Source organism: Paenibacillus sp. JT22N12 (assembly GCF_056269365.1).
Map to the genome: position 1 here is coordinate 13963 of NZ_JBWDNU010000002.1, position 21355 is coordinate 35317.

18 protein-coding genes are annotated in these 21355 nt (G+C 51.7%); 15 read left to right on the forward strand and 3 right to left on the reverse strand.

Annotated features, from left to right (window positions below):
* Nucleotides 1-24 precede the first annotated feature (24 nt).
* Genes AC0YOA_RS05685 through AC0YOA_RS05695 form a run of 3 tightly spaced genes read left to right on the forward strand, consistent with a single transcriptional unit; the run spans nt 25 to nt 3478 of the window.
* Complete coding sequence (locus AC0YOA_RS05685) at nt 25-1554, forward strand: extracellular solute-binding protein (protein WP_475785818.1); 1530 nt, start codon at nt 25-27, stop codon at nt 1552-1554.
* A gap of 44 nt (nt 1555-1598) precedes the next feature.
* Entirely contained in the window at nt 1599-2423 is an 825-nt protein-coding gene (locus AC0YOA_RS05690) for a sugar phosphate isomerase/epimerase family protein (RefSeq protein ID WP_475785819.1), read from the forward strand.
* Nucleotides 2420-3478 carry a Gfo/Idh/MocA family protein gene (locus AC0YOA_RS05695; RefSeq protein ID WP_475785820.1) on the forward strand — a complete coding sequence of 353 codons (1059 nt, stop codon included), beginning with the start codon at nt 2420-2422 and terminating at the stop codon, nt 3476-3478. The genes AC0YOA_RS05690 and AC0YOA_RS05695 overlap by 4 nt, the downstream gene beginning before the upstream one ends.
* Before the next feature lie 118 nt (nt 3479-3596).
* Here AC0YOA_RS05695 and catA read toward each other — a convergent pair whose 3' ends face one another.
* The 3 genes from catA to AC0YOA_RS05710 form a co-directional block, all read right to left on the reverse strand.
* Nucleotides 3597-4253, reverse strand: a complete 657-nt coding sequence (catA, locus tag AC0YOA_RS05700) for a type A chloramphenicol O-acetyltransferase (protein WP_475785821.1) — start codon at nt 4251-4253, stop codon at nt 3597-3599.
* Between the two features lie 189 nt (nt 4254-4442).
* Nucleotides 4443-4919, reverse strand: coding sequence for a YqeG family HAD IIIA-type phosphatase (locus AC0YOA_RS05705; RefSeq protein WP_475785822.1), 477 nt, complete (start codon nt 4917-4919; stop codon nt 4443-4445).
* A gap of 45 nt (nt 4920-4964) precedes the next feature.
* A complete protein-coding gene (locus AC0YOA_RS05710; RefSeq protein ID WP_475785823.1) occupies nt 4965-5696 on the reverse strand; it encodes a DUF421 domain-containing protein in 732 nt (243 codons plus the stop codon).
* Between the two features lie 254 nt (nt 5697-5950).
* On the opposite strand from AC0YOA_RS05710, the gene AC0YOA_RS05715 reads away from it, so the two are divergent.
* The 12 genes from AC0YOA_RS05715 to AC0YOA_RS05770 all read left to right on the forward strand — a co-directional run bounded on the left by AC0YOA_RS05715 (nt 5951) and on the right by AC0YOA_RS05770 (nt 20936).
* Entirely contained in the window at nt 5951-6757 is an 807-nt protein-coding gene (locus AC0YOA_RS05715) for a helix-turn-helix domain-containing protein (protein ID WP_475785824.1), read from the forward strand.
* A gap of 185 nt (nt 6758-6942) precedes the next feature.
* Entirely contained in the window at nt 6943-8271 is a 1329-nt protein-coding gene (locus AC0YOA_RS05720) for an ABC transporter substrate-binding protein (protein ID WP_475785825.1), read from the forward strand.
* A gap of 69 nt (nt 8272-8340) precedes the next feature.
* Nucleotides 8341-9228, forward strand: coding sequence for a carbohydrate ABC transporter permease (locus tag AC0YOA_RS05725; RefSeq protein ID WP_475785826.1), 888 nt, complete (start codon nt 8341-8343; stop codon nt 9226-9228).
* A gap of 4 nt (nt 9229-9232) precedes the next feature.
* Nucleotides 9233-10123: a carbohydrate ABC transporter permease gene (locus AC0YOA_RS05730; RefSeq protein WP_475785827.1), complete on the forward strand. Its 891-nt coding sequence runs from the start codon at nt 9233-9235 to the stop codon at nt 10121-10123.
* 264 nt (nt 10124-10387) lie between these two features.
* Nucleotides 10388-11755, forward strand: coding sequence for an ABC transporter substrate-binding protein (locus AC0YOA_RS05735; RefSeq protein WP_475785828.1), 1368 nt, complete (start codon nt 10388-10390; stop codon nt 11753-11755).
* A 113-nt stretch (nt 11756-11868) separates the two neighbouring features.
* Nucleotides 11869-12759: a carbohydrate ABC transporter permease gene (locus AC0YOA_RS05740; RefSeq protein ID WP_475768624.1), complete on the forward strand. Its 891-nt coding sequence runs from the start codon at nt 11869-11871 to the stop codon at nt 12757-12759.
* A gap of 18 nt (nt 12760-12777) precedes the next feature.
* Entirely contained in the window at nt 12778-13611 is an 834-nt protein-coding gene (locus tag AC0YOA_RS05745; protein ID WP_475785829.1) for a carbohydrate ABC transporter permease, read from the forward strand.
* 444 nt (nt 13612-14055) lie between these two features.
* Nucleotides 14056-14133: a potassium-transporting ATPase subunit F gene (locus tag AC0YOA_RS05750; RefSeq protein ID WP_210038550.1), complete on the forward strand. Its 78-nt coding sequence runs from the start codon at nt 14056-14058 to the stop codon at nt 14131-14133.
* 14 nt (nt 14134-14147) lie between these two features.
* A complete protein-coding gene (gene kdpA, locus AC0YOA_RS05755) occupies nt 14148-15836 on the forward strand; it encodes a potassium-transporting ATPase subunit KdpA (RefSeq protein WP_475785830.1) in 1689 nt (562 codons plus the stop codon).
* A 7-nt stretch (nt 15837-15843) separates the two neighbouring features.
* Complete coding sequence (gene kdpB, locus AC0YOA_RS05760; RefSeq protein WP_475785831.1) at nt 15844-17880, forward strand: potassium-transporting ATPase subunit KdpB; 2037 nt, start codon at nt 15844-15846, stop codon at nt 17878-17880.
* 37 nt (nt 17881-17917) lie between these two features.
* Nucleotides 17918-18529: a potassium-transporting ATPase subunit KdpC gene (gene kdpC / locus AC0YOA_RS05765; protein ID WP_475785832.1), complete on the forward strand. Its 612-nt coding sequence runs from the start codon at nt 17918-17920 to the stop codon at nt 18527-18529.
* An 82-nt stretch (nt 18530-18611) separates the two neighbouring features.
* Nucleotides 18612-20936 carry a histidine kinase gene (locus AC0YOA_RS05770; RefSeq protein ID WP_475786611.1) on the forward strand — a complete coding sequence of 775 codons (2325 nt, stop codon included), beginning with the start codon at nt 18612-18614 and terminating at the stop codon, nt 20934-20936.
* Nucleotides 20937-21355: the final 419 nt, after the last annotated feature.

A 21355-nucleotide genomic window follows, 5' to 3' on the forward strand; every position in this document is an offset into this window, starting at 1 on the left:
ACGATTGAAAAGGAGGGCGCAGCGTTGATATTCAAAAGAAAATCGGCCATGAGGACGATACCGTTCATGCTTGCATCTGTATTATTGTTTATTACAGCGGCTTGCGGTTCAAATCCGGGATCAACAGGCAAAAGCACAGGCGACCAGAAAGAGGAGCCCACAGAAATCAGCATTATGACCACATTCTTCTCGCAGGAGCCTCCGGACGAAGACAATGTAATTGTGAAGGAGATCGAGAAGCGCACCAACACGAAGCTTAAAATCACCTGGGTATCGCCGAATAACTACGCTGACAAGCTGAACGTAACCTTGGCCTCAGGCGATCTGCCGGATATGATTCTTGCAGATTATCCGCAGCGGTATCCGCTCGTTAAAAGCATGTCGCAGCAGGGGGCTTTCTGGGATTTGACGGATATGTACAAGAGTTATCCCAATCTCGCCAAATTTCCTGAGCTTACCTGGAAGAACCTCGCATTCGGCGATGGCCGAAACTACGGCATTCCGCGTGTAAGACCCGTATATGGCCAAACCGGGTTGAATATCCGCAAGGATTGGCTGGATAAGCTGGGGCTCAAGGAGCCGGCTACGACCGATGAGCTGTACGAAGTCATGAAAGCATTTGCAACCAAGGATCCTGACGGCAATGGGAAAGACGATACTTACGGTTTTCTGGGTTATACGGACCCGACCGGCGTAGGGAAATTCAATGTCATCGAGACGGCCTTTACGAAAACCGTCGGAGATTGGAAGCTGGAGGACGGGGTACTGACCCCTACGATTTTCCTGCCGTCGCAAAAAGAGGCACTGATGTATCTGAATAAGCTCTATGCAGAGAAGCTGATCCCGGAGGACTTTAGCATCTTGAAGCAGACACAGACACTCGATATGATGAAGGCAGGCAAAGGAGGTGTGGATGCCGTTCCTATGGATCAGGCCTGGGAATCGACGGCTGAGCTCAGGAAGCAAACCCCAGAAGCTTATGTGATGCCGCTTGTATCCCTGAACGGCACAACGGTTACCGACCCCGGCTCTTTCGGCATGTTCATGATTCCCAAGAAGGTGTCTGAGGCGAAGGTGAAGAAAATCATGGAGTTCATGAACTTCGGCGCTTCGGATGAAGGCTCCGATTTGGCGAATTACGGCTTCAAGGATGTCCATTTTACCGAGCAGGACGGCTTCAAAGTCCCAACGGAGCAAGCCAAGACAGACAACGTCTCCCAGCAGGCGATGGGACAGATTTTCCTGAAATTCGACAAATACCAGAAAGCCTTCAAGGCCGGCATTCCCAAAGAGGATTACGACCGCCACGCCAAAATCATCGACGAACGGACGAAGTATGCAGTTCTGGATCCTTCCATCGGCGTTGATTCTGATGCCTGGATCAAATATTGGCCTGAGTACCAGAAGAAAATCATTGATATGAAGGTCAAAATGATCGTCGGCAAGGAAACCCCGGAGAGCTACGACAAGTTTGTCGAGCAGTTAAAGGCGGACACCAATTTTAATCAAATCATTCAGGAAATGAACGAATCCTACAAGAAGAAAAACGGCTAGACGATTTGGATTGACCCATCCTAATTACATTGGAGTGAAACGGCATGAAATTATCCTTCACCACTTTAGGGTGCCCTGACTGGCCCCTGGACAAAATTATTGCCAAGGCTGTCGAATACGGCTTTGATGCGATTGACTTTAGAGGGTTAACGGGCGAAATGGATATCTATAAGCTTCCGGAATTTTCGGAGCAGGTCCACCAAACCTTGAGCCAAATCACCGATGCCGGGCTTCGCGTATCCTGCTTCTCCAGCTCCGTGCATTTATTCCCGGATGAGAACTTTGAGAAGAATCTGCAGGAGATTACCGAATTCTCGAAGCTTTGCAGCCTTTTCGGCACACGTTATATTCGTGTCTTCGGCGGTAAGATCAGCGGTGCCGACCGGGATACCGCGGTTCAGAAGGTCGCTCAGCATGTGAGCGCTATGGCGGCTGTCGCCAGGGAGCATGGCGTCAAAATTCTGATAGAAACGCATGATGACTGGATCTCCTGCACGGATATGAGGAAGGTCATGGAGCAGGTGGATCAGGAGGCTGTGGGCGTGCTGTGGGATGTGCACCATCCGTACCGGATGATAGGGGAACAGCCCGAGGATAGCTGGAGCGCCTTGGGCAAATGGATCGACTATACGCATGTCAAAGACTCGCGTACGGCAGAAGGCAGCCCGGACGGCTTCCAGTATTGTTTAACCGGAGAAGGGGATATTCCCCTGAAAGAGATCTATAAGTTGTTGGTCCGGGAAGGCTACCAGGGCTATTTCACCTTGGAGTGGGAGAAAAAGTGGCATCCGGAATTGGAAAATCCGGAAATCGCTTTTCCGCAATACGTTCAATACATGCGCAAATTAGCTTCGGAGGTGACCGTATGAGCAGAGTCAGAGCGGCCATTATTGGCCAGGGGCGCAGCGGCCGGGATATACATGCCCATTCATTAAGCCAATTAAAGGATAAATTCGAAATTGTTGCGGTATCCGATACGCTGGAGGAACGGCTGGAGAGAGCCAGGCGTGAGCTGAATGTCGACGTGTACAGTGATTATCGCGATCTGTTTAAGAGAACCGATCTTGATTTAATCATCAATGCTTCCCCCAGTAACTACCATTTCTCCATCTCCAAGGAGATTTTGGAGCACGGGTTCAATGTGCTCTGCGAGAAGCCGCTGGCCCGGACGGCAGCCGAGGTGGACATTCTGATCGAGACTGCCGGGCGAACGGGGAAATTGCTTACGGTATATCAGCAATCGCGGTATGCGCCGGCTTTTAATAAAATCGAGGAAATTATCGCTTCCGGGAGCATCGGCAGAGTGGTTCAGGTCAGCATCGCTTACAATAATTTCGCCAGAAGATGGGATTGGCAGACCTTGCGGGCCAATAACGGCGGCAATCTGCTGAATACCGGGCCGCATCCGGTGGATCAGGCTCTCCAGTTCTTTGGCGGCGAGTCCATGCCGAATATTACTTCCATCATGGACCGCGCAAACACGGCAGGAGATGCCGAAGACTTCGTGAAGCTGATTTTGCATGGCCAGGGGCATCCCGTCATTGATGTGGAGATTTCCTCCTGCTGCGCCTATCCGAGCTTTACCTATAACGTGCAGGGAACCAGAGGCGGCATCAAAGGAAGCACCAGCCATCTGGATTGGAAGTATTTCAAGCAGGAGGAGGCCGGAGAGCTGACTCTGGTGGAGACGCCATTGGTCAATGACAAAAACGAGCCAGCCTACTGCCGCGAGCAGTTGAACTGGTATGAAGAAAGCTGGGATATTCCCGAGGAGCAGAAAAAGGATCTGTTCCATTCCATGGCTCAAAGCTTCTACAGCATGCTCTATGATACGATCGTTCACGGAAAAGCGCTGGAGGTGACGCCGCAGCAGGTGCGCCGGCAAATTGCCGTTATGGAAGAGTGCCATCGTCAAAACCCGTAAACGAATACATCCGCCGTAAAACCTCATAAAGTTAACAAAAGAAAGACTATTGAATGGATCAATAGTCTTTCTCTTTGGAATCTGAGGGCAGCCGGAGGCGTCCCCTGCTGCTTGATTATTAGTTTGGCAGCCATTCCTTGCAGGTATCTGCCCGTGCTTGCAGCTCATTAAACATCAGGCCGGCATGATAGCCGTCGCATACGGCGTGGTGTAGCTGCACCGATAAGGGCAGAAGTATTTTTTCATCTTGTTTAAAATATTTTCCCATTGTAAAGATGGGCAGGAAATAGGTCCCTTCGGTATAGACGTTCAGGTTAAAGCCCGTGAAGCTGACCCACGGAATGCTGGAAACAGGGAAGGTGTTTGGCGGCTCGTTCGTTTTAGCGGCAAACTGCTTAATACATCCATACTTTTCCATATCATCCAGATAGCGGAGGTAGAACTCTTTATAATCTTCGCAGTAGGGGGTCCAGACGGATGAAAAAGTCTTATCATCATCATGGAAAATGGTAAAGCTGGGAGACATGCTGTCCCAGTAACCTAGCCTGTTCCGGGCATCAAGACAAGTGCGAAATTCACGGTGACGGTTTACCACTGCAGTTATCATATGAACCAATGCCGGGTACAGCTTAATCCCCTTTTTCTTGATGGCTTCCAACAGCCGGGTAATATCAATGTTGGCCGTCATGCTGTAGGTACATCTGACATTGTTTACATAATGATCAAAATAGGGTTTTCTACTCCAAGTATCAAGGTCGATCGGATTGAAAATCATTTTTATAACCTCCTAAAATTTTCGTATTTTCTTTTAGGAGGTTTACTTGACTGCTTTAACCATATCCTTATCACATTCCCGGTATATTTTTTTGCTGCTGCTTTTAGACGCTGTTACTCTTTCACTATATGAAAGAGTATATCATCATGATAGCTCCAGTATAACAAAAGTTTCAGCTCACAGCTGCCGTTACACCCGAAGGACTTTTACCATCAACCGTTTTATTGCACCGATAAACCGGGGTTTTCTCCAGGGAGGCGAAACAAAGACCGTATACATTCCCAGCCGATTTCCTCCCCATAAATCAGTAATAATGCCGTCGCCAATGACGGCTGTCTCATTTTTGCGGGTCCCGAGTATATCCAAAGCAGCCATAAATGCTTTTCTCTTCGGTTTACCCGCCTCGAACAAAGCCGGAATCTCATTAACCAGATCGCTCTCCTGCACAGGAGGCTTACTGTTCGAGACGATAATTATTTTGATCCCATATTGAGACTTAAAGTCTTTTAGCCACTTTTTTATCGAATCCGATGCAAATACAGAATTCTTCGGAACTAATGTATTGTTCCAGTTAATGATTATTCCTTTAATTCCTGCCTGATGCAGCGCGTCTCCGTCAATATCATAAAGGGACCGCACAATTTGGGAAGGCTTGAAAACTGGCATAAAAAAACCTCCGTTTCATTTTGATGACAAACTCCCGGATCGTATTTAGTCTTTCTGGGCGACTTCTCCATTTTGGTTCAGATTCGTATAGACTCTCACGTTCTCGTTATCATCGACAGTCGCCAAGATCACATCGCGGATTTTCAAATCCGCAGGCGCTATCTTTTTTTCAAGCCATGCAGGGTCTTTTCCGATCTCTTTAAGCACCGGCATATCTATTTTTCCTTCAAAGATTATCGGCCTGGTGATGGTAAATGGCGGGGTTTCAATTTTCATATCAGCGGGTGTAAGCGGTTGGTATTGGGTTTTCATAAAAACGGATATTGTTCCTCCCGGCTCCCAAACCGCAAGGGATACTTTTTGTATATCATCCACTTTTTCTTTTCGAAGCTCGGAAAATAAATAATCAACCGAGATTCTTGCAATAGACAGGCTGTGAAACTGGATTTGACCATTGGCAATAAGCGTGATCGGCGGCGGATCGAGATACCGCTTTAATAATGGCCACTTCAAGCTCAGCCAGGTCGCAGCAACATATAGAACGATCAGAACGATCGTCGTGATAACGGACCCTTTTAATCCCAGGTTCTCATCCGAAAGTGGATGGGCAATAATATTGCCGAGCACAAGAGCGATAATGAAATCGAGGAACCTTAATTGAGAAATGGAACGCTGCCCCATCACTTTGGTTGCAAGCAGTAAGAAAATAAAGCTGACCAAGCTTCTTAAGACCCATTCTGCGGTTGTCAATGATTCTTGACTTTTGAAAAATTCCATTTCATTCACATCTTTTCTTACCCTGTCTTCAATCTTCAATGTATGCATTAGGGTATATGATTTAGCGCTTTTTAGCTTGCGTACTCATGTAATTTTTATACATTTTTATTTCAAAAAGACCAGACCGGATCAATGTTGATCATAAGAATATGAAGGTAGTGTTCCGCACCGTTCAAGCAGCGTAGTGAGCGGACCGAAAGCTTCTACTTATTCCTTCCTGATATTGCTAGGATAGGTTCAGGGAGGGTCTGCTTATGCATAAGGAAACCGAGCCGCTGGGGATTGACAGAGCGAGCAGTGCGGACTGCGGAACGATTGTCTATTCGCCAGGAGGACAATACGGGCCGCGTTACCAGAATGATATTCAGCTTGTGCTCCTGCATACAGGTCATATGAATGTCACGATTGACACATCAGAGCATTCGGTATCACCCGGCCATGTGATTCTGCTGAAGCCGGGCCATCGTGAGTTTTTTGAGTTCGCCAGGACCCAGGAGACCTGGCACCGCTGGATCGCCGTTCATATACCGGATCTGTCGGAGCGGGAAGAGGAGGAGCTGGATCAGCTTCCGTTTTGCAGGCCGATTTCCGCAGAGCTGAATAAACTGACGGATCTCATGCTGGATTTAAAAGAAGGCGTTACAGCGGAAAGCGGGCAGATGAGGCATATCGGCATCGCCGCCCTGCACCTGTTCGCGCACGAGCATACGCGGGAACGCCGGCTGCATAATGTGCATCCATCCGTCGTATTGGCGAAAAGCATGATTCATGAGCGGTATGCCGAGGATTGGACGTTGAACGGACTGGCCGCGCATGTCAATGTGACGCCGGAGCATCTGATCAGGCTGTTCCGCATCCACGAGAATACAACGCCGATTAAATATCTTTGGCATTACCGGGTCAGGCAGGCGATTGAAATGCTGGCTCATACAGGGTTTACGATCGGGGAAATTTCGTTGCGCTGCGGCTTCAAGACGGCCATCCACTTCTCCAGATGCCTGAAGCAGAGGACGGGGATGTCTCCATCCGAAATCAGAAAGGAAGCCTGGCAGGACCAATGAGCGAACAGCCTGCCGGTCACCGGAGTTTAACCAGCCTGACAGGCAAAAAAGGAGATATCAATTGCAGTTCATAAACTGTCAATTGGTGGTATTGTTGCCCTTTTCAGAAGGTGTTACCATCTTGTCTAAGACATCGCGGCAGCGCTTACAATCGTGATATCTCAATTGACAAGGGGGTAATAAAAATGAAAAGAGCAATGAGCTTCCTATTTGTCTTATCTCTTCTAATCTCCTTGATTGGATGCAGTGGAAGCAGTGGTTCCGGTAGTGCCGGCAGTGGAAATACGGGGGATTCCCAAGGAAGGAAGACGATAACCTTATGGACCTTCGCGGACACCCATAAACAATATTATGACGAAATGAAAGCGAAATACGAGAAGGAGCATCCCGATATCACGATCAAAATCGAGCTGCTCGAAGCAGCCGCTCTCTATGACAAATACACCGTCATCGCACAGTCCGGCGGCAAGGGGTCCCCGGATTTGATCGACGTCGAGCAGGGATCGTTTCCCCGCTATATCAAGGGCGATATTCCATTCGAGCCGCTTAACAGCTATCTCGATTCTGCCGGGCTCTCGGATGCGATTCCAAAAGGACGACTCGATCTCTATACGGTGGACAGCAAGGTTTACGGCATCGAGATCGCGGCCTGCGTGTCGGCGCTCTATTATCGCAAAGACCTCTATGACGCAGCAGGCATCGATGTTGCCAAGCTCCAGACATGGGACGCATTCATGGAAGCCTCCAAGCCTCTGACTGGAGACAACAAATATATTCTAAGCGGCACCGAGAAAGACGAAGGCCTGTTCGAGCAGCTGCTGCGGCAGGAGGGCGGCGATGTCGTGACCAAGGATGCGAAGATCGGAATCAATACGCCGGAAGGTATCGAAGTTCTGAAGCGGATCAAGGATTGGAAGGATCAGGGCCTTCTCAGCAAAACGAGTCCGGAAGGGCCACAGCTCTGGCAGGGCTACACCAATGGGCAGTACATCGCTGCGTCCGGTCCCGACTGGTGGGCGGGACAGCTTGTCCAGAATTCGCCGGATCTGGCCGGGAAATGGGCAGCGGTTCCGATGCCGCTGGGCGGGCCGGATTCAGTCCCGACGACGGTATCCGGAGGCACCGGACTCGCCCTGACGAAGTTCAGCCCAAATAAGAACGAAGCCTGGGACTTCCTGCGCTACACGCATCTGGATACCGATAATATTGTCCACAGCTTCCAGATCATCAATTTGTTTCCGGCACTGACCAGCGCAGCCCAATCGCCGGAGCTGCACAAGGAAAGCGCGATTACGAAGTATTTCGGCGGGCAGGATATGGCAGCCTTGTATGCGGATCTCAGCAAGCAGGCGCCAAGCCAGAACCAGGCGTGGTGGCGGTCGCTGATTGGCAAGGCATGGGATAAATTCGAGCCCGATTATCAGAAAGGGAAGATGACGCCAGAGGAGTTTCTGTCCAAGGTCGAGGAGGAGCTGCAAAGCCTGATGGATGCGGAAGAGGCCAGAGAAAAGTAGAGGTGGCGATCCCGTATGCTTTGTTCATCTTTGGTTCGTTTTATTTAGTAATCGTTAGGAGGATGACCGATGATTTCGAATGCCATAAGCCGCTGGAGGCTGGCTCCGCTGCTCTTTATAAGCCCTTTTTTCATTGCTTATGCCATTTTCGGCCTGTATCCGATTTTGTACGGGTTATGGCTGAGCTTTCAGAAAGGAACAGACGGTTATGAATTCGCCGGCTTCTCCAACTACATGTTCGTACTGAAGGACGGCTTCTTCTGGAAGTCGATGTGGAATGGCACGAAGCTTGCGCTGGGCAGCTTGTTCATTATTCTGCCGGTTGCCCTCGGAGTAGCCTTGATGCTGGGCAGGCCTTACATTTCCAAGCGGAAGGGGTTCTTCGCAACCTTCTTCTTCACGCCGAATATCACGTCAGCGGTGGCCGTCGGAATCATCTTTAAATTGCTGCTGGAGCGCGACAGCGGAGTGCTTAACAAGCTGCTCGGCGTATTCGGAGCAGATCCGGTCGGCTGGCTGAAGGATCCGGCCTGGACGATACCTGCGCTTATCATTTTGTGCACATGGAAGTTTCTTGGCGTCAATATTTTGTTCTTCCTTGCCGGACTGCAGAACGTGCCATACGAGTTAATCGAAGCGGCCAAGATCGACGGGGCAAGGCCGTCTCAGCGCCTGTGGCATGTGACGCTGCCACTGCTTCGGCCCATCATGACCTTTATTGTTTTCCAGTGCCTGCTTGGTTCTTACGGGATGTTCAGCGAAGCGTTCATCTTAGCGGGAAGCGGCTTCGGACCGGAGAATTCGCTTGTTTTCCCGACCACATACTTATACGACCAGGCTTTCCGCCGTCTGGATTTCACCTACTCGGCTGCGCTTGGCTATGTGTTTACACTGCTGATGATTGTGGTCGGCTTCCTGCAGCTGAAAATGTTCAATGTCAATAAGCAGGGGGACTAAGGAGATGATGATGCAAAAATCGACTATCGAAGCCGCCCGCCGGTTCCCGGCCGTTAAAGCTTCCGCGAATCCCTGGAGCGGTCTTGGCCGTATTCTGACCTATGTTGTGCTGATTGTGTTGAGCCTGCTGTTCCTCACGCCCTTCCTGTTCATGATCGGGACGTCATTTAAACCCTATGCGGACATTGTGGGGGATCCGCTCAACCCCATTCCCTTTCACCTGACCTTTAGCAATTTCAGTCATTTGTTCGAGAAGCTGCCGTTTTTCACCCAGCTCGCCAACAGCCTGATTATCGCGGTTTCCCTGACGCTGCTGGCCATTGTATTCAACTCGCTTGTTGCTTACGGATTTGCCCGCTTTGATTTCAAATACAAGCACGGACTGTTCATCGCGATGCTGACAACCATGATGATTCCGGGCCAAATCTCGCTCGTCCCTTCTTTTATCATGTTCCGGGCGTTCCGCTGGCTGGATACCTTCTGGCCTCTCATTCTTCCGGGAGCCGTAGGCGCATTCGGGATTTTCCTGATCCGTCAGGTGATGGTAACCATCCCCAAGGAAATCTTCGACAGCGCCAGGATTGACGGCTGCTCGGAGCTTGGCACCTTCATCCGCATCGCCTTTCCGCTCAGCGCCAGCGCCATCGGGATCGTTGCTCTTCTTACCTTCATGAATGCCTGGAATGATTATTTAGGCCCTTTGATTTATTTGACCTCAGGCTCGAAGATGACGCTGGCCGTCGGGCTTACGACGATGAATAACCCCTATGAGATCGATTATGCGTCTCCGATTACAGGTGCGCTGCTCATGTCGCTCCCCGTGCTCGTGCTGCTGAGCATTGTCGGCCATAAGTACTTTGTCGATGGTCTGACGGCAGGCTCCATAAAAGGATGAATGCCGCCCGCTCAAAGGTGAATAGTCATGATAAATGCTGTAAAGAAATAAGCCGTTATTCCACTTCTACAGGTGGTCTGACGGTTTTTTTCATGTGCAAGCTCAAGAGTATATGGGAGTTTCAGGAAAGGTTGTACGTTGATATGAAAAGTTCGAATAAATAGTTCATTGATAAAGTATGTTTATAAGACCTCCGGTAAGCACGTACATAAGGCAGATTCCAGGAGGCGGCTATCAGCACTCAAGAACAGGGAGGAACAAAGCATGCCAATCAGTCAAAGGAAATTGTATCTCGTTGTAACCGTTTTTTTGTGCGTATTTTTGTTGTTTGGTTGTTCCAGCAAGCCGGGCGACGGTGATGAAGCCAAGAAAACCATAACGATTACCTACAGGGATGACGGAACGGGCGAGAAAGGCACGCTTTATAAATGGATTACAGATGTGGCAGCCCGTTATCCCGATAAGAACGTGGAAATCAAGCCGGCGCCTATACAAGCGTCCGAGGGCGATTATTTTGCCAAGGTCGCATTGGCGCTGAAATCCAAGGATACCGCACCGGATATTGTAACGGAAGATACCTTTATTCTGAATTCGGATGCAAGTGCAGGGTATCTTGAACCGTTGGATGACAAGCTGAAGGATTGGGAGGATTGGACCAACGGCTCTTTTATCGAGGCAATGAAAAAAGGGGTCACGGCAAGTGACGGAAAAGTATATGGGGTACCTTACAATACGGATTCCAGAGGACTGTGGTACAACAAGGAGATTTTCAAGCAGGCGGGTCTTCCGGAGGATTGGCAGCCGAAGTCTTGGGACGATGTCCTGAATGCGGCGAGAACGATCAAGCAGCAAGCGGGAGAGGATATTGTCCCGATTTGGATGAACCTCGGCAAAGCCACGGGAGAAGCGACTTCCATGCAGACCTATGAGATGCTGCTCTACGGGACAGGGGAGAGACTTTATGACGATGCGAGCGGAAAATGGATCGCCAGGAGCCAGGGAATTCTGGATGCATTGAAGTTTATTGAGACCGTGAACAAGGAGAAGCTCGGACCTCCGCTCTCCAAGGTGTTGAACGGTCAAGCGGGCAATACATCCTCACGCGAATATTTGCCGCAAGGCAAGCTTGCCATCTCACTTGATGGTTCCTGGATCACGGGCAATTATTTTGATACCGGAGCTTCCCCTTGGCCGGAATATAAGGATGTGCTGGGCTTCGCGCCGATGCCGACCAGCAAAGGCCAGGAGCCGGGATCGATAACGCTGGCAGGCGGCTGGGCGCTGTCGATCCCAAGCAATTCACAGAACAAGGATGAAGCATGGAACTTTATCAAATTTGCGCTTAACAAAGAGAACACGCAGAAGCTTGTTATCGCATCAGGCAATATTACGGTCCGGGCCGATGTTGCGAAGGATCCCGAATATACCAAGATGCCGTTTAATGAGCTTGCGACGGAATATTTGCAGAACGCTGAATTCAGACCGGCGCAGGACAAATATCCTGAAGTGTCCACACAAATTCAAACCATGGTTGAATCCGTAACGACGGGTACATCTCCTGAAGATGCGCTCAATAAATATACACAGGATGTAACCCGAATTGTCGGCGAGGATCATGTGATGGAGAAATAAACAAGGAATAACGGCAAAAAAGCTTGCTCAAGCAGCTCCTGGCCGGGCTGACGCGCGGAGCGCTTGGGCATGCGTTTTTTTCTGATATTCGGCGTGCGGGAGGAGAACGGCGCATGAGCAGCCTGACGGTTGATGTTCCCTACAAGAAAAGAAAAACCTATACCTGGTTGTATTTCCTGCTTCCTTCGATCGCGATAATGCTGGTGTTTTTTATCTATCCCATTGTCCTGACCTTTTTTTATTCCTTCACCAATCTGGCCTTAACCGGAGAATCGGCCAAGGAACTGAAATTCATCGGGCTGGACAACTATATTCATATGTTTGAAGATCCGACGGTCAAGATCAGCATATGGAATACGTTGATCTTCCTGTTCGGTTCGGCCGTCATCGGCCAGCAGGTGCTCGGTTTTCTCATTGCGATGCTGATGAAGCATAAAAAAAAGAGTTTTCGGCGTGTCATTGGAACGATTGTGCTGGCAGGCTGGGTAACCCCGGAAATCGTGTGCGCTTTATGTCTGTACAGCTTCTTCGGGGATGATGGCACACTCAACGCTATTCTCGGCTTCCTGGGAATTACAGAAGTCGCCTGGCTGTATACCGTCCCCATGCTCACGATCATCCTTGCGAATATATGGCATGGCACTGCCTTCTCCATGCTGGTGTTTCAAGCGGCGCTGGACGATGTGCCAAGTGAAATCGAGGAAGCGGCTGTTGTGGACGGGGCATCCAAATGGCAGATTTTAACCCGGATTACGATTCCATACATTAAAGATACCATTACCACGAATGCGATGCTTGTTACCCTTCAGACGCTGGGGGTTTTTGGGCTGATTTATGCGATGACGGGCGGAGGACCGGGGAATTCCACCACGACCCTGCCGATCTTCATGTATAATCAGGCCTTTGTCAATTATCAGCTGGGATATGGAACGGCAATATCCATGCTGCTGTTGGTCATTGGCGTTGTGCTCAGCTTGTTCTATATTCGCTCGATGAAGGAGTAAATGACAAGGGGACTTCCTATGAATGCAAAACAACGTAAGCGCATCTACCGGATTATGCCGTATGCAATTCTTACCTTGATTGGAATCTGCTTCATCCTGCCTCTTCTGTGGGTTCTGGTAGCGTCGGTCGATTCCAACGCGATGCAATCGCTGAAGCTGCCCAATCGTATTACCGGGGCCAATTATGCCGATGTCATCACCAGCCCTGAAAATCAGCGCGCCTACATCATCGGGCTGATCATGTCTGGCGGTCAAGCCGTTCTCGTCGTGCTGCTGGCCCTGCTTGCCGCCTATCCGTTGTCGCGGTATCAAATGAAATATAAGAAGCCCTTCATGCTGACCATTTTATTTATGACTTCTTTGCCGATTACAGCCGTGATGGTCCCGGTCTATCAATTGTTCCTGAGCATCAAATTATACGATAATATTTTTGGGGTTATCTTGTTTTATGTGGCATCTTCCATGCCCTATGGAATCTGGATGCTGAAAAACTTCATGGATTCGGTGCCAAGCGATCTGGAAGAAGCGGCATGGGTCGACGGGGCGTCCATCTTCGCCGGTATCCGGAAAGTAGTCGCACCCTTGATGGTTCCGGGCATCTGCACCGTAGCGATATTTACATTCTCGGGGAGCTGGGGCAATTTTTTTGTCCCTTATATTCTCCTGCAGACGCCTGAGAATTTCCCGGCGTCCTTGAAGCTGTATCAATTTTTCGGGCAATACGGAATGGTCGATTACGGAAGATTGGCTGCGTTCTCCATGCTCTACGCTACTCCATCCGTTATCTTGTACATCCTCTCGCAGCGGTTTATGTCCAAAGGCTTCGGACTTCAGGGCGGGACAAAGGGGTAAGCGCCCTCCCGCAGAGTGAGCGATGAAAATGGAGATGGAGATATGGCGGGGATGGACGACCTTCCATCAGGCCGTCCAGGGCGTGCAGCAATCGCTGCACGCCCATATTGTGCTTTAGGCAGCCGCGATCAGAGTTTCTCTTCTATAGAAGAGCGGCTCTGATCGCGGCTTCTTTTTGTCTACATTTAAAGAAGGAGCATTCCTTATGCTGCCATGTACAACAATAATTTGGCATCCGAGAGAATATCTGCTCTCTATGCGGAGCATATTACCGTTATCACGACCTGGAAAGAAGAGACATGGGGTTTAGTTACAGATGCCTAAGGAGGTTCATTTCATGCTTGACGTATATATGATTTTGCTGCTGGCCTGCATGTTTCTCATATTCACAGGCTTTATGAACTGGTGTGACCGGGTAGTCGAGGATACGGGAGGAGATCCATCATGATCGTCGTGTGGATTTTTACGGCTTTTATTTTCCTCTATCTGATCTATGCCTTGATTCATCCGGAGAAATTTTAAAAGGAGGAAGTTCGATGGGAATTGTTCAACTGGTTATCGTTCTGCTGGTGCTTGTCCTGTTGGTCAAGCCGATTGGAACCTATATGTACTATGTATTCTCTAACGAGCCGAACAAGACGGACCGCATCTTCGGACCATCCGAGCGATTTATTTATGCTTTAATCGGTCTGAGGAAGCGCCCGGGCATGAGCTGGAAGCGGTATGCGGCAAGCATGCTGCTGACCAATATCGTGCTGGTGGCCGTGAGTTACATCCTGCTGCGGCTCCAGCAGAGCCTTCCCCTCAATCCGAATGATATCGGCAATATGGAACAGACGCTTAGTTTCAATACGGTTATCAGCTTCATCACCAATACGAATCTGCAGCATTATTCGGGTGAAACGGGGCTGTCCTATTTCTCGCAGATGGCTGTCATCACGATGATGATGTTCACATCTGCGGCTACCGGCTTTTCGGTGGCGGTTGCCTTTGTCCGCGGGATAACACAGAAGGGCCGAACAATGGGCAACTTCTTCGAGGATTTCGTTAAAGCCCATACCCGGATTTTCCTGCCGGCTGCGGTCATTATCACGCTGCTGCTCGTCGCCCTTCAGGTGCCGCAGACGCTGCATTCGACCTTGAGCGTAACCTCGCTCGAAGGGGCTGCCCAGAGCATCGCGATTGGACCTGTGGCATCGCTTGTGTCCATTAAGCATCTGGGTACGAACGGCGGCGGCTTCTTCGGGGTCAACTCCTCTCACCCATTCGAGAATCCCAATGGCTTGACCAATGTGATCGAAATCCTGAGCATGTGGCTGCTGCCCGCCGCTCTGCCATACACATACGGGCTCTTCGCCCGCAACAAGAAGCAGGGCTGGGTCATCTTCAGCGCCATGATGTTCTTGTTCCTTGTGTTCCTGATTACCGTCTATAGCGCCGAGCTCTGCGGCAATCCGGCATTGAACAGGCTGGACATCGATGCCTCGCAGGGCAGTATGGAAGGCAAGGAGGTCCGGTTCGGCATCGCGCAGTCGACGCTGTTCACAGCCGTCACAACAGCGGCAACGACAGGAAGCGTCAATAATATGCATGACACGCTAACCCCGCTCGGCGGCATGGTGCCGATGGCGGAAATGATGTTGAACTGCGTATTCGGCGGCAAGGGCGTCGGTCTTGTCAACATGCTGATGTATGCGCTGCTCGGGGTTTTCCTCTCAGGCCTCATGGTCGGGCGGACCCCTGAATTTCTGGGCCGCAAGATCGAGCCGCGTGAGATGAAGCTGATTGCCATTGCGATTTTGATGCATCCCTTCATCATTCTGGCCACGACTGCGATCGCCTTTGTAACCGACCTTGGAAAAGGAGCCATCACCAATCCCGGATTTCACGGGATTTCGCAGGTGCTGTATGAGTATACCTCTTCTGCTGCCAACAACGGCTCCGGGTTTGAGGGCCTGGCGGACAATACCCCGTTCTGGAATATTACGACCGGTCTTGTGATGATTCTGGGCCGCTATATCTCCATGATTGCCATGCTCGCGGTTGCCGGCTCGCTATGCCGCAAGCAGTGGATTCCCGAGACGGTCGGTACGTTCCGCACGGATAACAAGCTGTTTACGGGTATTTTGATCGGAACGGTTTTGATCATAGGAGCGCTGACGTTCCTGCCTGCGATCGTGCTTGGGCCGATTGCAGAGCAGCTGACGCTCGCTAACGGAAGGTGAATTCAATATGAGTGCAGCCAGGAATCGCAAAACGATGCTGACCCCTGCCATTACGCAGAATGCGGTCAAAGAGAGTTTCATTAAATTGAATCCCGCTGTGATGATCAAAAACCCTGTCATGTTTGTCGTTGAAATAGGGACCGTTGTCGTGCTGCTGATGACCATTATCCCGGGTTACTTTGGAACGGGAGATCAAATTGGCTTTAACCTGACGGTCTTTCTGATCCTGTTGTTCACCCTGCTGTTCGCCAACTTTGCAGAAGCGCTGGCTGAAGGCAGGGGCAAGGCTCAGGCGGATTCGCTGAAGAAATCCAAGCAGGAGATTATGGCGAACAAGCTTGTTGGCGGCAGCACGAAGACGGTAAACGCAACCGAGCTGCGAAAAGGCGACCTTGTTGTCGTCTCTCAGGGCGAGATGATTCCGGGAGACGGCGAGGTGACCGAAGGCCTCGCTTCCGTGGACGAGTCGGCGATTACCGGCGAGTCCGCTCCTGTGATCAAGGAGGCCGGCGGCGATTTCAATTCCGTGACCGGAGGAACGCGCGTTGTCAGCGACCGGATTACGGTGCGGATTACAAATGATCCCGGAGAGTCGTTCATCGACCGGATGATCTCGCTTGTAGAAGGCGCAAAGCGCCAGAAGACGCCTAATGAGCTGGCGCTTAATACGCTGCTGACGAGCTTGACGCTGATTTTCCTGATCGTGGTCGTTACGCTTTCGCCGATTGCGGACTTCGTCAATATCAAGCTGGAAGTGCCTGTGCTGATCGCGCTTCTGGTCTGTCTCATCCCGACGACAATCGGCGGTCTGCTGTCCGCCATCGGCATTGCGGGGATGGATCGTGTGACGCAGTTCAACGTGCTGGCCATGTCGGGCAAGGCGGTCGAGGCCGCAGGCGATATTAACACCATGATACTGGACAAGACCGGGACCATCACCTTCGGCAACCGGATGGCCAGCGAATTCGTTCCTGTGGGCGGCGCCAGTTTGGAGGCCACCGGGCAATGGGCAGCGGTAAGCTCTGTCAAAGACGATACGCCGGAGGGGCGTTCGGTGCTTGAGCTGATGAGGAAGCAGGGGCTGGACTATGACAGCCAGTTAGCCGAAGGCGCGGAGTTTATCGAGTTCAAAGCGGAGACCAGAATGAGCGGGCTGGATATGAAGGATGGCCGCAAGGCGCGCAAGGGCGCCGTGGATGCCGTGAAGAAGTGGGTAGCGGCGCAGGGGGGCACGATTCCGGAAGACCTTGACGAGAACAGCAACCGGATCGCAAAAGAAGGCGGTACGCCGCTGGCTGTTGCGATAGACGACAAAATCGTCGGTGTCATCTACCTGAAGGATACCGTTAAGCCCGGTATGCGCGAACGGTTCGCGCAGCTTCGCGAGATGGGCATCAAGACGATCATGTGTACCGGCGACAATCCGCTGACGGCGGCGACCATCGCCCGTGAGGCTGGTGTGGATGATTTTATCGCGGAGAGTACGCCGGAGGACAAAATCGCCGTAATCCGCCGCGAACAGGGGGATGGCAAGCTGGTCGCGATGACCGGCGACGGAACCAATGATGCTCCGGCGCTGGCCCAGGCCGATGTGGGGCTGGCGATGAACAGCGGTACAGCCGCCGCCAAAGAAGCCGCCAATATGGTCGATCTTGATTCCGACCCGTCCAAGATTATCGAGGTCGTCTCCATCGGCAAGCAGCTGCTGATGACCCGTGGAGCCTTGACCACCTTCAGCATCGCCAACGATATCGCGAAATACTTTGCGATTATTCCCGCGATGTTCATTCTGGCGATTCCGCAGATGAAGTCGCTGAATGTGATGCATCTGGGTTCGCCGAAGTCGGCGATCCTGTCGGCATTGATCTTCAATGCCGTGATCATTCCGCTGCTGATTCCGCTTGCCATGAGAGGCGTGGCCTACAAGCCGATGATTGCATCGAGGCTGCTGTCCCGCAATATCCTGATTTATGGTCTGGGCGGTGTCGTCGTTCCATTCATCGGGATCAAATTGATCGATCTGCTCGTCCATATCTGGATATGAATCTAATTTTAGCAGTTCAGGAAAGGCAGGAATAACCATGAACAAACCGGACTCTCCTTCTTCGGAGACGCCTACCGCGAGTCTATTCTGGATCGCTCTGCGGGCCGGCATTGTCTTCATCATCCTCTGCGGGATTATTTATCCGCTGGTCTGTACGGGAATAGCCCAGGTCATTATGCCGGGCCATGCCAATGGCAGCCTGGTGAAGGATGCAGAGGGCAATAAAATCGGCTCGGAGCTTATCGGCCAGAAGTTCGATAATCCGGCATTCTTTCAAGGGAGAGTGTCAAGCATCGATTACAAGGCGGAAGCATCGGGCTCGAACAATTACGCCCCTTCCAATCCCGATATGCTGAAACGGACTCAGGATTCCATCGATGCCTGGAAGCAGGCTAATCCGGATGTGCCCGCTTCTCAACTGCCGATTGCTCTGATCACCAATTCCGGTTCAGGGCTTGACCCGCATATTACGCCGCAGTCGGCGGCGGTGCAAATTCCGCGCATAAGCAAGCTGACGGGTCTGGATTCGAATCAGCTTCAGCAGCTGGTGGACGAGCATACGGAGGGGCGCGATCTCGGACTATTCGGCGAACCCCGCGTCAATGTGCTCCGGCTCAATATGGCGCTGCAAGCGCTCGTGACGCCGTAATTCCCATGCCCTGCCATCCCTTCCCGGGATCGGCGGGGTATTTTGCACGAACCAGAAGGGAGTGAGGAGTAGGGTGGCTCACTTGGAAGGCTTTCGCCGGAAGACGCCGGAGGAATTGTTGCTGTCCATATCCAAAATTCACCGGGGCTGGCTGAAGATCTATATCGGGGCCTTCAGCGGCTCCGGCAAAACCTATCATATGCTGCGTGAAGGCCAGGCGCTCAAGCAGCAGGGGATTGAAGTGGTCGTCTGCGCCGTGTCCACCATGCAGCGCCCGGAAACCAGCGAGCAGCTGGCTGACCTGGAGCGGATCCCGAGCATTCATTGGATGAAGGACGGCACTGCCAGGAAGGACTTGAATATGGAGATGATTCTAAAGCGCAATCCGGAGGTGGTGCTCGTTGACGGACTTGCGCACCGCAACCGTCCTGGAGCGGAGCATCCCTCCAGGCTGGACGATATCCGCTATCTGCTGGGGCACGGCATCAGCGTCATTACAACCGTCAATGTCTATGAGCTGGATGGCATCTCGCAGCTGGCTCATAAGCTTACCGGCATTGAGGTCGAGTATTCCGTAAAGGCCGAAACGCTGGAGCTGGCGGACGAGGTGCGTCTGATCGATGTCTCGCCGGAGACGTTATTGAAGCGGCTTGATGAAGGTCATCTGCGCAGCATGAAGGATTCTGTCCTGCTGAAGCGGGGAAATCTGGGCATGCTCAGGGAGCTGGCTCTCCGCCTTGTAGCGGAGGGGGTGAATGATACGCTGGTCAAGCACCGCGAGGAGCAGGGGCTGACCGGACCGACAGGCGCTTTAGAACGGATTCTGGTATCGGCCCAATATCATTGGAACGGCTCGATCTATATCAGACGCGGCCAGCAAATCGCCAGGCGTCTTGGCGGCGATATGAGGGTTGTCGTATTTGTTCCTCCGGACAAGCATCTGACCCGCGAGGAGTCGGCGTTCCGGCGTTCGATCCGGAAGCTTGCCGAGAAGGTGGAGGCGGCGTTCGAGGAGCTTCCTCTGCCGGCCAGAAGGAAGCTTCCGGGGGCTTTGGTTGACTATGCGGTCAGGCATAATGTGACCAGGATTGTGCTGGGCCACTCCAAGCAAAGCCGCTGGCAGGAGTTCTGGCGGGGCTCGATTGTGGGCGGCGTGCTGAGAAAAACAAAAGATATTGATATTTTCTTCATGGCCGACCGCGCCGACCATGAGGGGGGGCGCGTGCTGCCGACGCATCGCCAGACTTCCAAGCCGTTCTCGGAGCCATACCGCAGATTGAGCAAGCAGGAGGTGGAGCGCAAAATCGAGCGGATCAAGCGCGGCAAATTCAAGGTTTATATCGGAGCCGCTCCCGGTGTGGGCAAAACCTATATCATGCTTCGCGAAGGGAATGATCTGCTGAAGAAGGGGATCGATGTCATTATCGGCCTGCTGGAAACACATGGGCGCCAGGAGACAATGGCGCAGGCGGGCGGGCTCTCTTCCATTCCCCGCAAGGCGATGGACTACCGGGGAGCCTCGCTCGAGGAAATGGATGTGGCAGCGATTATTGCTCGCAATCCCGAGGTCGTGCTTATTGACGAGCTGGCCCACACCAACGTCCCCGGAAGCAAAAACAAGAAACGCTATGAGGATGTCATGGAGGTGCTGGATGCGGGTATTTCCGTGATCACAACGGTCAATGTGCAGCATTTGGAAAGTCTTAACGATGCCGTCGAGCATATTACAGGCGTACGGGTCAGAGAGACGGTGCCCGACAGCATCCTGCGGCTCGCCGATGAAGTGGAGCTGATCGATGTCGCTCCCAAAGCGCTGCAGCAGCGTCTGAGGGAAGGGAAAATCTATGCCTTGACGAAGGTCGAGCAGGCGTTGAACCATTTTTTTAAAACCGGCAATCTGATTGCCCTGCGGGAGCTCGCGCTGCGGGAAATTGCCGACGATGTGGACGAGCGGCTTGAGGCCTCGCAGCAGGAAGGAGCATCGCTTCGCGGACCTTGGCGGCGCAGGGAGTGCATCAACGTCAGCGTAAGCGCCAGCGACTGCGCGGAGCGGCTGATCCGGCGCGGGTTTCGCATCGCCCACAGGCTGAAGGCAGACTGGCATGTCGTCCATGTCCATGTGGGAGAGACGATGTCCGAGGAAGTCAAGCGGCGTATTCAGGCTTTGCAGGAGCTCACTGTGCGTCTGGGCGGAGAATTTATGCTGGAGCATGCACCCAAGCGCAGCAAGGTTGCAGGCATTATACTGGAGCGCGCCAACGGCTGCAAAAGCACACAGCTGATAATGGGCCAGCCGCTGAACGGGTTCTGGGTCCGTCTTCGCCGTTCCTCCGTGGTTTCTCCTCTTCTGCGGCGGAGCAGGCATATGGATGTGCTGATCGTGGGCAATTCCATGCCTCGCGGGTGACGGGTCTGCATGCTCGCCGCTCCCGGGGCGGGACGGCTCCGCATGAGAGCCAGCCAGTCCGTTCCGCAGCACCGGATACAATAAGCCTCGGCAAAAAAAACATTCTTTAAGGAGGATGAAACAATACTGCCGTTACTTGAACAAGTGACAGCCGTCCGTGGAAGATTACTGTTTGTCTTATATAAAGTAAACAGGCAAGAAGGGGACCAGCAATATTTTCTGATTCGATGTCTATTCTCTTATTCCCGGGTGACTAAATATATCAAAATATAACAAAGCCTGATAAATAAGAATGCATGCGTACTAACATCATAGTCATTTAATATATAATAGACAATATATATTTATTTTGTTTACAATGAATATATTAAATGTTATGGTTAGGACGTCGAAAGGCTTCCGCCTGCGAGACGAATCAA

Excerpts from the sequence above, each read along its gene's own strand:
- AC0YOA_RS05690 (WP_475785819.1), top strand. The coding sequence starts at position 1,599 with ATGAAATTATCCTTCACCACTTTAGGGTGCCCTGACTGGCCCCTGGAC.
- AC0YOA_RS05695 (WP_475785820.1), top strand. The coding sequence starts at position 2,420 with ATGAGCAGAGTCAGAGCGGCCATTATTGGCCAGGGGCGCAGCGGCCGG.
- catA (WP_475785821.1), bottom strand. The coding sequence starts at position 4,253 with ATGATTTTCAATCCGATCGACCTTGATACTTGGAGTAGAAAACCCTAT.
- AC0YOA_RS05705 (WP_475785822.1), bottom strand. The coding sequence starts at position 4,919 with ATGCCAGTTTTCAAGCCTTCCCAAATTGTGCGGTCCCTTTATGATATT.
- AC0YOA_RS05710 (WP_475785823.1), bottom strand. The coding sequence starts at position 5,696 with ATGGAATTTTTCAAAAGTCAAGAATCATTGACAACCGCAGAATGGGTC.
- AC0YOA_RS05715 (WP_475785824.1), top strand. The coding sequence starts at position 5,951 with ATGCATAAGGAAACCGAGCCGCTGGGGATTGACAGAGCGAGCAGTGCG.
- AC0YOA_RS05720 (WP_475785825.1), top strand. The coding sequence starts at position 6,943 with ATGAAAAGAGCAATGAGCTTCCTATTTGTCTTATCTCTTCTAATCTCC.
- AC0YOA_RS05725 (WP_475785826.1), top strand. The coding sequence starts at position 8,341 with ATGATTTCGAATGCCATAAGCCGCTGGAGGCTGGCTCCGCTGCTCTTT.
- AC0YOA_RS05730 (WP_475785827.1), top strand. The coding sequence starts at position 9,233 with ATGATGATGCAAAAATCGACTATCGAAGCCGCCCGCCGGTTCCCGGCC.
- AC0YOA_RS05735 (WP_475785828.1), top strand. The coding sequence starts at position 10,388 with ATGCCAATCAGTCAAAGGAAATTGTATCTCGTTGTAACCGTTTTTTTG.
- AC0YOA_RS05740 (WP_475768624.1), top strand. The coding sequence starts at position 11,869 with ATGAGCAGCCTGACGGTTGATGTTCCCTACAAGAAAAGAAAAACCTAT.
- AC0YOA_RS05745 (WP_475785829.1), top strand. The coding sequence starts at position 12,778 with ATGAATGCAAAACAACGTAAGCGCATCTACCGGATTATGCCGTATGCA.
- AC0YOA_RS05750 (WP_210038550.1), top strand. The coding sequence starts at position 14,056 with ATGATCGTCGTGTGGATTTTTACGGCTTTTATTTTCCTCTATCTGATC.
- kdpA (WP_475785830.1), top strand. The coding sequence starts at position 14,148 with ATGGGAATTGTTCAACTGGTTATCGTTCTGCTGGTGCTTGTCCTGTTG.
- kdpB (WP_475785831.1), top strand. The coding sequence starts at position 15,844 with ATGAGTGCAGCCAGGAATCGCAAAACGATGCTGACCCCTGCCATTACG.
- kdpC (WP_475785832.1), top strand. The coding sequence starts at position 17,918 with ATGAACAAACCGGACTCTCCTTCTTCGGAGACGCCTACCGCGAGTCTA.